The organism is Flavobacterium antarcticum DSM 19726 (assembly GCF_000419685.1).
GTDB lineage: Bacteria > Bacteroidota > Bacteroidia > Flavobacteriales > Flavobacteriaceae > Flavobacterium > Flavobacterium antarcticum.
This window is the reverse complement of the sequence record NZ_ATTM01000002.1, coordinates 376,306-392,016: the sequence shown is the minus strand read 5'-3', so window position 1 is coordinate 392,016 and position 15,711 is coordinate 376,306. Positions and strand designations below refer to the sequence as shown.

Annotated in this window: 20 protein-coding genes; all 20 read right to left on the bottom strand. The window is 34.7% G+C overall.

The genetic code is table 11. The features are described 5' to 3' along the window. Positions 1-85: 85 nt before the first annotated feature. The 20 genes from YWA_RS0104885 to YWA_RS0104790 all read right to left on the bottom strand — a co-directional run bounded on the left by YWA_RS0104885 (position 86) and on the right by YWA_RS0104790 (position 15,705). A complete protein-coding gene (locus tag YWA_RS0104885) occupies positions 86-577 on the bottom strand; it encodes a hypothetical protein (RefSeq protein ID WP_022827379.1) in 492 nt (163 codons plus the stop codon). A 566-nt stretch (positions 578-1,143) separates the two neighbouring features. Beyond that, on the bottom strand, positions 1,144-2,064 hold the full coding sequence (locus YWA_RS0104880; protein ID WP_022827378.1) for a DUF6252 family protein: 921 nt from the start codon (positions 2,062-2,064) through the stop codon (positions 1,144-1,146). A 275-nt stretch (positions 2,065-2,339) separates the two neighbouring features. Further along, positions 2,340-3,593, bottom strand: coding sequence for a serine hydrolase domain-containing protein (locus YWA_RS14670; RefSeq protein ID WP_022827377.1), 1,254 nt, complete (start codon positions 3,591-3,593; stop codon positions 2,340-2,342). A 284-nt stretch (positions 3,594-3,877) separates the two neighbouring features. Further along, on the bottom strand, positions 3,878-4,222 hold the full coding sequence (gene rplT, locus YWA_RS0104870; RefSeq protein WP_022827376.1) for a 50S ribosomal protein L20: 345 nt from the start codon (positions 4,220-4,222) through the stop codon (positions 3,878-3,880). Positions 4,223-4,397: 175 nt separating this feature from the next. Continuing rightward, entirely contained in the window at positions 4,398-4,595 is a 198-nt protein-coding gene (gene rpmI, locus YWA_RS0104865) for a 50S ribosomal protein L35 (RefSeq protein ID WP_022827375.1), read from the bottom strand. 105 nt (positions 4,596-4,700) lie between these two features. After that, positions 4,701-5,252 (bottom strand): translation initiation factor IF-3, encoded by a 552-nt coding sequence (gene infC, locus YWA_RS0104860; protein ID WP_084682995.1) that lies wholly within the window; start codon positions 5,250-5,252, stop codon positions 4,701-4,703. Between the two features lie 22 nt (positions 5,253-5,274). Then, positions 5,275-7,221 (bottom strand): threonine--tRNA ligase, encoded by a 1,947-nt coding sequence (gene thrS, locus YWA_RS0104855; RefSeq protein WP_022827373.1) that lies wholly within the window; start codon positions 7,219-7,221, stop codon positions 5,275-5,277. Positions 7,222-7,599: 378 nt separating this feature from the next. Continuing rightward, entirely contained in the window at positions 7,600-9,390 is a 1,791-nt protein-coding gene (locus YWA_RS0104850) for an ABC transporter ATP-binding protein (RefSeq protein ID WP_022827372.1), read from the bottom strand. Between the two features lie 120 nt (positions 9,391-9,510). Beyond that, positions 9,511-10,194 carry a DUF421 domain-containing protein gene (locus tag YWA_RS0104845; RefSeq protein ID WP_022827371.1) on the bottom strand — a complete coding sequence of 228 codons (684 nt, stop codon included), beginning with the start codon at positions 10,192-10,194 and terminating at the stop codon, positions 9,511-9,513. 23 nt (positions 10,195-10,217) lie between these two features. Further along, positions 10,218-10,418 (bottom strand): hypothetical protein, encoded by a 201-nt coding sequence (locus YWA_RS0104840; RefSeq protein WP_022827370.1) that lies wholly within the window; start codon positions 10,416-10,418, stop codon positions 10,218-10,220. Positions 10,419-10,430: 12 nt separating this feature from the next. Further along, positions 10,431-10,589: a hypothetical protein gene (locus YWA_RS15655; RefSeq protein ID WP_022827369.1), complete on the bottom strand. Its 159-nt coding sequence runs from the start codon at positions 10,587-10,589 to the stop codon at positions 10,431-10,433. Between the two features lie 104 nt (positions 10,590-10,693). Beyond that, entirely contained in the window at positions 10,694-11,638 is a 945-nt protein-coding gene (locus YWA_RS0104830; RefSeq protein WP_022827368.1) for an L-histidine N(alpha)-methyltransferase, read from the bottom strand. A 7-nt stretch (positions 11,639-11,645) separates the two neighbouring features. Continuing rightward, positions 11,646-12,851, bottom strand: a complete 1,206-nt coding sequence (gene egtB, locus YWA_RS0104825; RefSeq protein ID WP_084683008.1) for an ergothioneine biosynthesis protein EgtB — start codon at positions 12,849-12,851, stop codon at positions 11,646-11,648. Positions 12,852-12,994: 143 nt separating this feature from the next. Beyond that, positions 12,995-13,153, bottom strand: coding sequence for a hypothetical protein (locus YWA_RS15650; protein ID WP_022827366.1), 159 nt, complete (start codon positions 13,151-13,153; stop codon positions 12,995-12,997). A 22-nt stretch (positions 13,154-13,175) separates the two neighbouring features. Next, positions 13,176-13,505, bottom strand: a complete 330-nt coding sequence (locus YWA_RS14665) for a DUF488 domain-containing protein (RefSeq protein ID WP_157505301.1) — start codon at positions 13,503-13,505, stop codon at positions 13,176-13,178. Positions 13,506-13,539: 34 nt separating this feature from the next. Next, positions 13,540-13,704 carry a hypothetical protein gene (locus tag YWA_RS15645; protein ID WP_022827365.1) on the bottom strand — a complete coding sequence of 55 codons (165 nt, stop codon included), beginning with the start codon at positions 13,702-13,704 and terminating at the stop codon, positions 13,540-13,542. 87 nt (positions 13,705-13,791) lie between these two features. Then, positions 13,792-14,256 (bottom strand): hemerythrin domain-containing protein, encoded by a 465-nt coding sequence (locus YWA_RS0104805; RefSeq protein WP_022827364.1) that lies wholly within the window; start codon positions 14,254-14,256, stop codon positions 13,792-13,794. Beyond that, on the bottom strand, positions 14,256-14,978 hold the full coding sequence (gene ric, locus YWA_RS0104800; protein WP_022827363.1) for an iron-sulfur cluster repair di-iron protein: 723 nt from the start codon (positions 14,976-14,978) through the stop codon (positions 14,256-14,258). Before ric ends, YWA_RS0104805 begins: the two co-directional genes overlap by 1 nt. Positions 14,979-15,026: 48 nt before the next feature. Continuing rightward, complete coding sequence (locus tag YWA_RS0104795) at positions 15,027-15,431, bottom strand: hypothetical protein (RefSeq protein WP_022827362.1); 405 nt, start codon at positions 15,429-15,431, stop codon at positions 15,027-15,029. Between the two features lie 4 nt (positions 15,432-15,435). Beyond that, a complete protein-coding gene (locus tag YWA_RS0104790; RefSeq protein WP_026718591.1) occupies positions 15,436-15,705 on the bottom strand; it encodes a hypothetical protein in 270 nt (89 codons plus the stop codon). Positions 15,706-15,711: the final 6 nt, after the last annotated feature.

Here is a 15,711-nt window from a genome sequence, read left to right as displayed (position 1 = left end):
AAAATAGTAAAATAGAAAATCAGTATCAGTTATAAAAAAAGCAGCGGAAAATCTAGTTTAAATTATAATTGGTTACCAAATATAACTAGTAATTTTCACTGGGTAAATTCATTTCATTCAAATCTAAATTCACACGTTCCCATTTTGATTGATCAATAGTCGTCGTATCAATATCGGTAGTCCATTGCATAAAAGGAGCAATATTGTAAATAGCAATCACTCGTTTTTTGTAACCAAATGAAAACTTATCAGCTCGCATTTGAACATTCACAGTTTTATTTTTATCAGCGATATTTTGATACAATACGGTCTGCGTTTTCCAATCGCCAACCCAAGTAAAGAACGCTTTAATGAAGCAAAGAATTCCCACGATCACAAATGTGAGAATAATAGACTTCGTAGTTCTTAGTTTTTTAAAAATGTGGCCCACAATAATTACAAATGACGAAGCGGCAAAAAATAAAAAGAAAAAATGAACACGGTAATCAGTGAGCAAAAAATCAGTATACCGATTGAGCAGAATAATAGTCGCAGTAACAATAAAAATAAAATAAAGACTTATGTGCAGGTTTTTCATTTGAAATAGATTAGGAATTTGGATGTAATAATTAGCATTGAATACGACGCTTCTTCATAATATAAACGCAAAAATTAACGGTTGATTTTTATAGAGTGGATTAGCCTTCAAATACAATTTTGCACACTGTTTGAAACAATCAGTAGTATTATTTTTAACAATTGTACAAGATAAAGGTAGCCAAAAAACGGACCGAATCGCTTCTATTTTTTTAAAGTTTAAAAATAAGAGGATTATCCTTAATTAATGAAGTTTAGTTAATTGATTTACAGTATTTTAATTGTGTTATTTATTGTGAATTTAAGTAATGTTTTAGAAATTGGTACAGTTGAGGAAGATGTTCAGCTGCAATAAAAATAAGTTATTATTAAGGGGCTATTTTATTTCAGCTTGACAATCCCTTTGCAGACCGCTTGACAGAATATTGTGTATAAATTTGTAAAATAATGAAGACGTGTATTTCAGTAAAAATGCTTTTAAAAAGCAGCAGTAGAATTTAATATAAAGCAAAATAGGGAAACAGAACTTAGCGTTCTGTTTCCCTATTTTTATTTCACAAAAAACGTTTAGTCTAAATGTGTAATTTCAAATGAACCATCTGAAACGGTAACTGTAATATTTCCTTTTTTAGCTGTATAATTAAAGTTTGCTTTAACTACATTACCAACGTGAGAAACTATTGTTACACTTCCCGTTGATACAGTAAAATCGTCTGCTTCATTACCAGCATAAGAAGCTTGGTAATCTCCTGTAGCTGTAATTGGGTAAGTTCCTGCTGTAGCGTCTTTTGGGAATTTCACAGAGTAAATTCCAAAATTGTTGTCTGTTTTAAGTGCATATCCATTTACAGTAATTGAATTATCTACCGAATTTTCACCAATTAAGATCTTAGAATTAGCCTCATCATTCGCTGAAATGATAAAGTTTGGGTTGCCATTTTTAGAAAGACTCATAGAACCGTTACTGTATATTCCTGCAGTTTCAAATTTTACGTTTTGAAACGTACCATTGGTAATTTGTTTACTTGCTCCAGATTCCATAAGATCGTATAGTGTTCCAGAAAAAGTACCTGAAAGTGTTTTCTGTGCAAGATTTACATTAGAAATAGTTACTGATAATGTTCCATTTTCAGCTGATGAACCGTACAATGAAAATGAACTCAAATCCGTATAACTTAACATTCCTGCTTGATCACCCTGAAAAGTATACGTTCCTTCAACAAGATTATTGATCGGGAATTGTAAGGTTAAAACAGTTAAGTTAGCACTTGTAGCTACCATTTGCAATACATTTTGACTTACTCCTTCATCTTCAACACTAGTTACAGTAATGTTAACGCCATTAGGTATTGATTGCCAATTTTGACCATCTATTTTTGCGGAAACAGTTGAATTAGCAACTGCAGTTCCATCGCTGTCACTAGAACAAGAGGTAAAGGTTGCAATAAGAAGAAATGATAATAAGCCAATAAATTTTTGTGTTTTCATATTATATATTAAATTAAGATGCGAAAATAGCATAATAATATTAATAATTTAAAATTTTTGTAAATTTATATATTATTTTTATTGAAAGATTCTTAGGTTTTAAAGCTTTATTTTTCCAAAATCTCTACATTAAAATTGCTGATCTTATTTCTTCGTCGAATCATGCCGGTCTTACAATACAAAAGCTATTTGATCTAAAAATCTTAACTTACGTGACTTTAAAAAAATTAAGTTGGAAATTTTCTACTGGAGATTAAAATTTCAAATTTCACTTATTATTTAGACTTTAAAGTTGCGCTTTTTTTCGAAAAGGTCGAATGTGCTAATTTTCTAAATAATGCTAGATGAACATTTGAAGAACAATACGGATTACTGCTGTCGTAATAATTTTGATTCGCCGAATTTTTTACAATAATCGTTTTTGTAGTTGGATTAATGTAAATGTACTGATTGAAAATACCAATTGCCATAAATTCACCTTCGCTACCAAATGGAATCCACCATTGATAGCCATAACCTGTACCGCCATTAGTGGCTGGAAGTAAGTGTTTTTCAGTAGCTCTCACAGAGCTTTCAATCCATGCTGTAGGAATGATTTGTTCGCCATTGTATTTACCTTTGTTGAGGTAAAGTTGGCCTAGTTTAGCATAATCACGCAAACAAGCATTTAAACCTCCTAACGCCATTTCCATACCTTCGCCATCAACTAGCCAATACGCGTCATATTCGGTACCGATTTTTTTCCATATTTTTTCCTGTAAGTAATCGGTCAAGCTTCTTCCTGTAGCTTTTACTATAATCATTGCCAAAACATGAGTATTGATGCTAACATATTGGTTGTAAGTTCCTGGTGGTCGCTGATTGACTAATGTCTTTGCAAATTTGTCTTGTGACTTTCCAGAAACAAAGCCATTCCAATACACATTAATATCCGCATTTGGATCGCTATAATCTTCGTTAAAACCAATACCACTTGCCATTTGTAAAACATCTTTTATTTTTACTCCATTATACCCCGAGCTTTTTAATTCAGGCAAATATTCGTCTACAGTTTGATTGATGCTTTTGATATAACCCTCATCAATCGCAATACCAAATAAAGCAGAAACGTAAGATTTTGACATGGACCATGAAATATGTTTGATGTCTTCTTTTTGTCCGCGCCAATAATTTTCATATTGAATCGTATCGTTTTGAATCCATATTAATCCTTGCGTATAAGAAGAATCAATGAATTTTTCAGTGTTGTACTTCGTTCCCTTGTGCGAAAAATCCGTTGGAAGTACGCTGTTTTTAACACGAGGAAAAAGAAAAGGTTTTGCTGCTTTAGCTACTGTTTTAGAAGGAAAGTATTCCTGCATATTTAGGTAGGAATGAGCGATATTTTTCAAATCTAGAACTTGCTTGAGCGTTGACGCATCGTGAATCTTCGGACTGTGTATAATTTCTTTACTAATGATAGTGGTAACTTGTGCATTACCAGTTAAAAGACCAAAGCAAAGAAAATAGATGAAGTAGAGCTTGTTCATTTTTAGATGTTTTTAAGATAAGTGAATTGCGATTTTCATTTTAAAGATTGATTTTAAATGAATTGGGTCGTAAAGATAGGGTAGTAGAGTGATTTAAACTAAACTTTACGGTATTGCAAATAGGTGAAATCGCAAATACTTTACGACTTTGATTTGCAGTCAACTTACTTTACACTATTGATTTTAGCGAAATACGATACTAAAAATAAAAACAAAAAAAATCCCAATCTTTCGATTGGGATTTCTATATAAGTAAGAAGTAAATTAGTGTTTGACAAACGTTCTTATTTTACTTTGTTGATGACAGCTTTGAAAGCTTCTGGGTGATTCATTGCTAAATCAGCAAGAACTTTACGGTTCAATTCGATACCGTTAGATTTTACTTTACCCATAAATTGAGAATAAGACAATCCTTCCAATCTAGCTCCAGCGTTGATACGTTGGATCCACAATGCACGGAAAGTTCTTTTGTTCTGTTTTCTATCACGGTAAGCATAAACCATTGCTTTCTCTACCGCATTTTTTGCAACTGTCCAAACGTTTTTACGTCTACCAAAGTAACCTTTGGCTTGCTTCATTATTTTTTTTCTACGTGCTCTTTTAGCAACTGAATTTACCGATCTTGGCATAATTTTAATGTGTTTTTGTAGCAGGCGTCCTGAATTAAATCAAAGGAACTTAAGGCCATACTCCAAGGTTATTGAATAATTTGTAACCTAAAGAATTTTTAAATTGTGGTCAGTGTTCAGCATTTTAGTGTTCAGCTATTAACTGCCAACTAAATACTGCTAACTGAATACTGATTTAGATAATTCTTAATTGTTGTTTGATGCTTTTCATATCTGTCTTGTGAACAAGTGCAGAATGCGTCAAAGCTAATTTACGCTTTTTAGATTTTTTAGTCAAGATGTGACTTTTAAAAGCGTGCTTTCTTTTAATCTTTCCAGAACCAGTAACTTTAAATCGTTTCTTGGCGCTAGATTTGGTTTTCATTTTAGGCATTTTTCCTAGTGTGTATTTAATTTATTCTTACTTACTTATTATTTAGTTTTAAGTCGCAGTTTTCAGGTCACAGTTTGGAAACTGAAAACGGTGACTGCCCACTTTTTACTTGCTTTTCTTCTTAGGAGCGATGAACATAATCATTCGCTTTCCTTCTAATACTGGCATTGCTTCTACTTTTCCGTAATCTTCTAAGTCTGTAGCCAATCGCAATAAAAGAATTTGTCCTTGGTCTTTATAGATGATTGAACGTCCTTTAAAGAATACAAATGCTTTTAATTTTGAACCTTCTTTTAGAAACTTCTCCGCATTTTTTCGTTTAAATTCGTAATCGTGCTCATCTGTTTGAGGTCCAAAACGGATTTCTTTTACAGTAATTTGAGTAGACTTCGCTTTTAATTCCTTTTCACGCTTTTTTTGCAAGTAAAGAAACTTCTTGTAATCCATGATTTTACAAACAGGAGGTTCTGCATTTGGAGAAATTTCAACCAAATCAAACTCTTGTTCGTCAGCCATTCTTAAAGCGTCTGATGTTTTATAAACACCTGGCTCTATGTTGTCTCCTACAAGTCGTACTTCCGGCACACGAATTAATGCATTAATTCGGTGTAAATCTTTTTTTTCTACTCGAGGCTGGTAACCTCTGTTGTTTCTTATTGCTATGGCCTTAAAATTTAAGTTAAACGTTGAATGTTTTTAATGTTTTGCTGATCTCTTCTTTTACCATTGCCGCAAATTCTTCAATGGTAACGCTGATATTTCCTTTTCCTTCTTGACCGTGTCTACGTACAGAAATAGTACCATTTTTCTCTTCTTCCTCGCCTACAATCAGCATGAATGGGTACTTTTGTGTTTCTGCATCGCGAATTTTTCGACCAATAGTCTCATTTCGGTTATCAATCACGGCGCGAATTTCGTCATTTTCTAGCGAATCTAAAACTTTTTTAGCATATTTTTCATATTTCTCACTCAAAGACAATATAATAGCCTGTTCTGGCATCAACCAAAGTGGGAAATTTCCTGCTGTATGCTCAATTAAAATCGCAATAAAGCGTTCCATCGAACCAAAAGGAGCTCGGTGAATCATTACCGGACGATGCAATTCGTTATCTGAGCCTTTATATGTTAAGTCAAAACGTTCTGGCAAATTGTAATCTACTTGAATTGTCCCCAATTGCCATTGACGTCCCAAAGCATCTTTTACCATGAAATCCAATTTTGGACCATAAAAAGCCGCTTCGCCGTATTCCACGACTGTTCTCAAATTTTTATCTTTCGCAGCATTGATAATCGCGTTCTCTGCTTTTTCCCAATTCTCATCAGAACCAATATATTTTTCGCGATTTTCTTTATCACGCAAAGAGATTTGAGCAGTAAAATCTTCAAATCCTAAAGAACCGAAAACGTACAACACTAAATCAATTACTTTTTTGAATTCTTCATCCAATTGTTCTGGCATACAGAAAATATGTGCATCATCTTGCGTAAAACCACGAACTCGTGTCAAACCGTGTAATTCACCCGATTGTTCGTAACGATATACAGTTCCAAATTCAGCGTAACGCTTCGGTAAATCCTTGTATGACCACGGACGAACGTTATAAATCTCACAGTGATGTGGACAGTTCATTGGTTTCAACAAAAACTCTTCACCATCTGTTGGCGTTGTAATCGGTTGAAAACTATCCGCTCCGTACTTTTCGTAATGACCAGAAGTCACATACAATTCTTTTTGACCAATATGTGGCGTAGCTACTTGTTCGTAACCCGCTTTTTTCTGTGCTTTTTTCAAAAACTGCTCTAATCTTTCGCGCAAAGCAGCTCCTTTTGGTAACCATAACGGCAAACCTTGACCTACTTTTTGTGAAAAGGCGAACAATTCCAATTCTTTCCCTAATTTTCTATGATCACGGCGTTTTGCTTCTTCTAACAATAAAAGATATTCCGTCAAATCTTTTTGCTTTGGAAATGAGATTCCATAAACACGAGTCAACTGCTTGTTTTTCTCGTCACCGCGCCAATAAGCACCGGCAACGCTCATGATTTTAAATGCCTTGATTATTCCCGTATTTGGAATGTGACCACCACGACACAAGTCAAAGAAGTCAGCGTGATCACAAAAAGTAATCGTTCCGTCTTCTAGATTTGAAATCAATTCTGTTTTATATTCGTTGTCCTTGTAAATTTCTAAAGCTTCTGCCTTTGAAACCGAACGCATCGAAAATTCATGTTTTTGTCTTGAAACTTCTAAAACGCGGTCTTCAACTCTTTTAAAGTCGGCATCCGTAATTTTTTGGTCTCCAAAGTCAACATCGTAATAAAATCCGTTGTCAATCGCAGGTCCTAAAGTCAACTGCACTCCAGGCCAAAGTTCTTCTAAAACTTGTGCCATAACGTGCGAACTAGAATGCCAAAAAGCTTTCTTTCCTTCTTTATCGTTCCAAGAATATAAAATAAGTGACCCGTCCGTCGTCAATGCGGTCGTGGTTTCCACAGCAGTTCCGTTGAAAGAAGCCGAAATAATATTTCGAGCCAATCCCTCACTAATGCTTTTTGCCACTTCCATCGGAGTCGTTCCTATCGAAAACTCCTTAACTGACCCATCGGGTAACGTAATTTGTATCATCATGATTTATTTATGGTGCAAAGATAGATTTTTCTTAAAATCCCTACAAGGGGAAAATTTAGGAATTATGAGTTTTGAATTATGAATTATTATTTTCGATAGAAATCGAAATTAAATTTTTAGAATCACGGCTTTTGGCTTTTTTTTAGCCGTGTTCCCACCATCCTTCCGCATCTCGCTTGAAAGAAGCGAGGATGCTCCTTCCTGTCGGGGATATTAAAACATTCTTTAGGCTTCTTTTTAGCTTTTTGATCTTTTTCCTACAGACAATCCTGCTATCTTTTTTTCTTAATTCTTAATACTCCAATCTTAATACTTCCTGTCTTTCTATCTTTTAATCCTTCTATCTTTCTATCTTTTTATCTTAATTCTTAATAGCTACTCATTACTAAACTGCAACGTACTCAAATTCTTGTACATTCCATTTTCTAAAGCAATCAATTCTTGGTGTGTTCCTTTTTCGGTAATTCTTCCGTCGTCGAGGACAAAAATCTGATCGGCTTTTCGGATGGTGGAAAGTCGGTGAGCGATGATGAAACTTGTTCTGCCTTGCATTAAAACTTCTAAAGCTTCTTGTACTAATTTTTCGCTTTCACTATCTAGAGAAGACGTAGCTTCGTCTAAGATTAAAATACTTGGATTTTTCAATAAAGCTCTTGCAATCGCAATTCGTTGTCTTTGTCCGCCGGAAAGTTTAATTCCGCGTTCGCCAACTAATGTCTCCATTTGTTCCGGGAATCCTTCGATAAAGTTGAACGCGTTGGCTTGTTTTGCCGCTTCCATAATTTCGGCATCAGTAGCAGATGGTTTTCCGTAGGCGATATTTTCTTTAATTGTTCCTCCAAAAAGAATGACGTCTTGCGGAACAATACTCATATTTCCTCTTAATTGCTCTAATCCAAATTCGTTAATGTCTTTTCCATCAATCGAAATTTGACCTTTATCAATATTGTAAAAACGAAGTAGGAGAGAAGCAATCGTTGATTTTCCTGCACCACTTGGTCCGACAATGGCTATTTTTTGACCGAAATTAACTTCGAAATTCACATCTTTCAACACTTCAATTTCAGGTCGGGATGGATAACTAAACGAGACATTTTGAAAAACTACATTTCCCTTAATTTTTTCTGTTGTTGGATTTGGAGTCGAATTAATATCTTCCGGAACTTCATCTAACAATTCAAAAACACGTTCTGTTGCTCCAACGGCTTTTTGAATTTGAGCATACATTTCGGCAATTCCACCAAAAGAAGCTCCTATAAAAGTGGTGTATAAAATGAATGAAATCAAGTCACCGACACCTTCTACTTCGCCTTTAATCGTCAATGTAATTCCGTACCAAACTACGGCAACTACACAACCGAAGAGACATAAAATGATGAATGAAGCAAAATAGCCACGGTAAATCCCTCCTTTAATGGCAATTTGAACAATTTCCTTTATTTTGTTTTTGTAACGCTGAATTTCATACCATTCATTGGCGAAAGCCTTAACATTCGTAATTCCTTGTAAGGTTTCTTCTACAATTACTTGACTTTCGGCTACTTTATCTTGTGTTTTTTTACCGTACTTTCGAATAAAACGGCCAAAAATCACAGCTCCAATTGCAACTAATGGAACGATAGCTAACATCATCAAAGTCAGTTTTGGACTGATGCTTCCCAAAATGATGAATCCACCAATGATCAAAATCAATTGACGTAAAAATTCGGCAATAGTAGTCGTAAAGGTGTCTTGTAATTGTGAAATATCAGCACTGATACGGCTATTGAGTTCACCAACTCTTTTCTGTGAGAAAAATGTCATTGGTAATTTGACCAAATTTTCATACAAAGCAAAGCGAATATTTGAAAGTGAGTTTTCAGTAAAATTCACAAAAAGTGAAATTCGGAAAAATGAGAAAATGGCTTGTAGTACCAAAACGCCCATTAGCAATAACGCTACATAATTGGCCTGATCTAAATCTTTATTGGTGACACAATCCACTAACATTCCCATTAATTTTGGAAACGCTAATGCGGTTGCACTTGTAAGAAGTAAAAATACCAATCCAATATAAAATTTCCATTTATGGCCTTTACCGTATTTGAAAATCCGTAATGATTTTTGAAGGGAGTTGGAAGTTAATTTTGCCTTAGGTAAATCGTTTTCTTTAGAATGTCGCGCCATTATTTATATTTAGGAATGCAAAGATAAGCTTATCGTCACTCATTACAAAGTAACTTTAAATTCCCATAAAAGTAAAGAATTCCTATATTTAATGATCAAAAAATGCACTAAATTTTATAATTAGTTTGCTCTTTTGCAATTAATGGAGGCAACCCATTTTTCATGGTTACAATTAGGACAACTGTGTTTGATTGTTGGAGTTATAATCTCCGTGTAACCACAATAACTACAAGAATAATGGGCTTCTTTACTAATTATACAAAGCTGATTATTGTATAACGTAGGAAGAATTGGAAGGCCCCATAAAACGGCATCATCTTCATAATAATACAAACTGAGTTCACCAGAAATTTCTAAAATAGCAATATCAATTTGACCTAAATGTGAAACGCTTTTTTGACGCATTTCTGAGAAAAATTCGTCGTAACCTAGCGCTTCTTTATTGAAATTTTCTAAGGAAAAAACGCCATCGTCAATCAAATAAATAGGTTCTCCTTCCAAGACTTTCTCTACAGCCTTAAATTTGAAAACAAGATGAGTAGTGATTTTGTAGCAAACAATAATGCCAACAAATACTGCAAGTGCAGAAAGTAAACCCACTTCTCGATAGAACATAGGGTCACCTGCTGCAGAACCCAAACTAATGATAATGACGAGTTCAAAAACAGACAACTGTTTGACGCCACGCTTTCCTAAAATCTTTAGTGCGGTCAAGATTATAAAAAACATCACGACCGTTCGAATCCCAATCTGTCCTAAGAATGCTGCATCTAAATCACCCCACAAAAGCTCGTGCCAATCCATTTTTTACAATTTAAAAAGCAACTTTAAGCATTTGATTTAGAAGGCTCGTCATGAGAACCTTTCCTGTTTTCGTCTTCATCTAGTTTTTTGAAACTTTCTTCAATGTCTTTTTCAAAATCACGTTTGTCAGAAGTAATCCGACTCAAGTTAATATAGACTCCATCGGATATTTCTTTCACATTCGATCCTTTTTCAGTCGATTGTGCTGATTGGTTGTTTTTCATAGCTTTCGATTTTTATTTTTTTCGGCCACTGTGATTTTGTTCCGCGTTCCAATCCGTTAAACTATCTTCTAAATCCCGGTAATCTTTCTCCTCACTAACTTTCCTTTCAACAGGTTTAGAAGTTGTGGATTCGGATTTAGAAGGTGTTTTTTTGGTGTTTGAAATTTTCATAGCAATTTTTTTGAAGCAAATCACGCCTGCAACAAATTTAGACTACACTCGCGTAAACGCTTTATGCTTTTGAACCTATATATTGCAACATTTCAACACTTTATTTACTTTTTCCAAATGGCATTACAGTAATAATTTTTAGAATCGAAAAAATAAGATTGTTTGTGAAATCCAATTCTCGTAGCAATTCTATCAATATCGTATACCGCGAATTTTTGAGAAAGCTCCATGTCAATGGCTTCAAACGCATCAAAGTAAATGGAAGTTCCATCGCCAAATTTAACTTCTTGCGCTACTTGACTGATCAAAAAGCTACGACAGGCTCCAGTAAGTGGATTGTAAATTGGAAAATGCTCAAATTTGGAACGGTCAAAATTAGCCGCTAATTCCTGATTAATTCGGTCTAATAAATTTAAATTAAATTCTCTTGTTATTCCTTCTGAATCATTATAGGCTTTCAGAATCGTATGTGGATTTTTTTTCAAATCAAATCCAATTAGCACGACGTCATCCGATTGAATTTCATCGTACAATTTTCGCAAAAAATCATGCGCTTCATGAAGTTCAAAATTCCCAATGCTTGATCCTAAAAACAGGATTACTTTCTTTCGCTTTGAAATCCGATGCGCTTCTAAAACTTGTTCTAAATATTCACCCGTTAATCCATGGACTTTCAGATTCGGAATTCGCTTTGGCATTTCGTTTTCCAAATAGGAAATCATCGTTGACGAAATATCAATAGGGTAATAGGTAAAATCGGCTTCTGCATTTTGCCATTCTCTTAGTAAATACGTTGATTTTGTGGCATCTCCAGCACCTAATTCTAATACATCAAAAGGTTCGTTATTGGATGCTAATGCTTTCGCCAACTCTTTGGTTTGCTGAGAAAAAATTTCATTATCAGCATTCGTCAAATAATAATCATCGCAAGCCATTATTTTTTGAAAAAGAATGTCGCCTTTTTCATCGTAGAAATATTTAGAAGGAAGTGATTTTGGCGTGCTTTTTAAACCTTCGTAGATATCATTTTTAAAAGTATTTTTAGTCATAAATAGTTTATTGGGCAAGTCGGATTCCGGTAAACTGCCATTGTAAATTGGTTTGAAAAAAGTTTCGGTACGTTGGTCTAGAGTGATTTTCTGCGGTTGCAACAGAAGCACCACGAAGTACCATTTGGTTAACCATAAATTTGCCATTGTACTCGCCAGTTGCGTCGTCCGCTTTAGTAAATCCAGGATAAGGAAGATACGCACTTTGTGTCCATTCCCAGCGTTTTCCCCATTCGAAATACCCATTGGCAACTTCCCATTCGGCTTCGGTTGGCAATCGTTTTCCTGACCAAGAAGCAAATGCAAATGCTTCGTAAAAATTAATATGAGTAACGGGAGCGTTTAGGTCAACAACTTGCAACCCATTCAAGGTATAATTGTGCCATTGATTTTCAATGAAATACCAATACATCGGTGCTTTTGAATTGTTTTTCTGAACCCAATCCCAACCTTCTGAATGCCAATGACGGAAATTTTCATAACCACCTTCATTCATAAACTCAAGATATTCTCGATTGGTTACTAATTCGGAAGCAATTTGATAAGTATTCAAATAAACCTTGTGTTTATTGAGTTCGTTGTCAAAGCAAAACCCTTCGCCTTCAAAACCAATTTCATAAACGCCTTCATCAATTGAAATCCATTTAGAAGTTTTAACTTCAGATTTTGCTGTTTGATCCACTTTTAAATACGGAGGAAATAACGGGTTGTTTCCTAAAATATATTTAATGTCAGTGACTAATAATTCCTGGTGTTGCTGTTCGTGTTGCAACCCAAGTTCTAAGATTGAAGCTACTTCATCGGGATAATTTGTTTGCAAAAAAGCCTCCATCGCTTGGTCGACATATTTTCTATACTGATACACATTTTCAACCGAAGGTCGACTCAAATTTCCTCTATCCGTTCGAATCACTCGTGCACCAATACTTTCGTAGTAACTGTTGAAAATGTAATTATAATTGGCATCAAAAACTTTGTAATCGGCAAAATAGGGAAGGAGAATCATGGTTTCAAAAAACCAAGTGGTATGTCCCAAATGCCATTTCGGTGGACTCACATCAACGACGGGTTGGACCACATAATCTTCAATTTCAAGTGGTTTGCAAATACATTCCGTTTGTTGTCGAATTTTGCGAAAGCGTGTTGAAAAAGTAGTTTTCGCTGTATGAAATTCGGCAGTTGTAGTAGTAGGATGGTGGAGATTGTAAGACATAGCATTTTGAATCATTTGCTTGACGCCAAAATAAATTGGGTTGCAGCATTAATTTTGTCTTACTAATTTAGAATTTTTATATTAAAGTGGAGGGATTTTTAACAATACTTTTCGAGGTGTTTAGGTAAAGCGAGTACTTAAAATTATTGCTTTTTAGCTACAAATTTACCAGTCAATAAAAAAATAAGACCCGCACCTCCTAAGAAACCACCTAGGAAAGAATTTACATCATTCTCAAAATAAAAATAGATTATTACCGCTGCTAAAAGCAGTATCAGGCCAACTATTCTCGCTTTATTCATAACTAAAAAATTGGTTTATTAATTAAAATTCATTGACTAACACTTCTCTCAACACAACTGCTTGATTCATTGTACTATTTTTAGCACCATATAAAAGCGTTACTTTTTGAATAGTAGTAATTTGGCGTATTTTGTCTAATTCTGCAGTTTGTTGTTTTAGTTCTTCTCTATATTTTACTTCAAATTCGAGAAATCGTTCTTCTTTATGATCAAACCATTTTCGAAGTATTGTCGATGGAGCAACGTTTCTATTCCAATCATTTAGTTGAGCTGCTTGTTTTGCAATTCCACGTGGCCAAATTCGATCCACTAAAATGCGGTAGCCGTCATCAGCTGAAACTTCGTCGTAAATTCATTTTATAGCAATAGGATGCACGATAAGTAATTTAATTTGCTTTCGACTTTCGACTAAATCTACCCGAAAACAAGAGTGCTAATCCACCACCACCAAAGAATCCCATTAAGAAATCATTGCCGTCATTTTCAAACGCAAAGTATAAAACGATTGCGATAACAATCATTATAAGTCCCACTAATCGTGCTTTATTCATAGTACCCTATTATTTATGAAGCACAAGTTAAATATTTCTTCTTAATAATGAATTCTAACACACACTTTATTCTAACTATATTGGAATTTACAACCAGAACGCGTCTTCGTCATTATCCACAAACTTCTCTTCTGTGTGGTGAATTCTAACTTGTTCCAATTGTTCTTCACTTGCCACTTCTTGAATTTCATTGAATAAAACACGTTCTTCAAACCGAATGTGACTTTCTAATTCTTCTTCAATCAAATGAATGTTTTTCACCAAATCAGTATCAGATTCAAAAAGACGCATTAATCTTCGGTGTTCCGTAAGTGCTTTTTTTACTAATTCATGTTCGTTTCCAAGAATAGGGAAAATATGCTTTTCTTCAATTTCAAAATGAGGTAAAAGGTGTTCGGTATAAAACCAATCTAAATATTTTTTAATTCTAATAGGTTCCACTTCTTTCTTGACACCGGCTCTGATTTTCCAAGAAAGCAATAAGCCGTGATGGTGTTCACGACTTATTGCTTTTAGGTTTTCATTTCTTTTGATAGGCTTTTTTGTAGGCATTATATAAATGTTTTTTCGAGTTCAATTGCTTTAGGGAACAAGATATTGTTTTCTAGATGGATGTGCAAATGCAAGTCTTGTTCAAATTCTTTCAAAAGTGCAAAAGTCACGCGATACGTATTGCAAGCATCTTCTGGTGGCGTGTAATTATTGCTTAATTCATCAATCAATCTAAAGCGTTCGCCTTCATTTGTATGTTCGTCCATCATCGCTTGAATGGGAAACTGAATGGATTCAAAGTTAGGCATTGCCACTTTTGTACCTGCTTCTTTCGCTTTTACCATTTTTCTGATGAAAGGGAAAACCATTAATTCTTCCTTTTTCATGTGCATGGCAAGTTCTCCTGCTGTTGCATTGAAATGTTCACTTATCTCATGTAATTCGGGATGACGACCTCCGTGAACACGGCAAATTTTCTCCAAATAAGGTTTGATTTCAGTCGTTTTTTGTTCTACATAACGGTGGTGTTTCTTCTCGATGTATTCGGCAAGTAAATCTAATGGCCAACTCTGATAGTCAAGAGCACTGTCGGTTTTTGAATTTAAAAGCTCATTTAAATCGCCTACAACTAATTTGCCGTCAATGTTCTTTGCTTCGCAAGCGTCGTTAATTGTTCTGTTTCCTTGGCAACAAAAATCGATATTGTGTTTTTTAAATACGGATGCAGTTCGGTAGTCATTTGCTACCAATTCTCCGATGATTTGATCTTCTTGTATATTCATGATGTGTTTTATTATGGTTTACTGAATAATTTTATTTTAATAAATCTTCTACAGACTAATGTTCATTACAACATAGAAAGCAGCCCAACCCACAAACGCAACCAACAGTATCCACAACCAACTGGGAATAGTTTGCGGTGTTTCGCTACCTTCAATTATAAATTTTTTCTGGTCGCCTTTATCATAAGCATTAATCATCAACGGAACGGTTCCGTCAACGACTGCATTTTCTGATAATCCTTCAATAGAAATCGCAGGACCATTTCGGACAATGAATTTTATTTTGCGAATTCCTTCGCGACCTAATGCGGATTTACTCACCATTTTCAAGGTGTGTTCGCCGTCTGTTAATTTTCTTGTATCCAATTCAAATTGAACAGGTGCTAACAATTCAGCAATGGGTTGTAAATCGTCGTCAATGAACAGTGAAACTTTACTTTTATCTTCTTGCATCGTGTTAGTTGTTTAAAATGGATTGTTTAATATGGTCTGTGTTTTTTTCTCCTGGTTTGATTAGAAATTTCAAAGAAAAAACCAAGGTCAAAACTGTGATTAAAGTGATTACGCCAATGATGACCCAATCCCAATTACTACCTGGGCCGCCACCGTGTGTTAATCCTTGCGTGATTTTAGGTTGCTGTTTTTCGCAAGCCGGACAAGCATATAAAGCTAAATTCAAGCAGAAAAATGCGAGTACTGCCAACTGATATTTTAGTTTATTTTTCATCGCTTT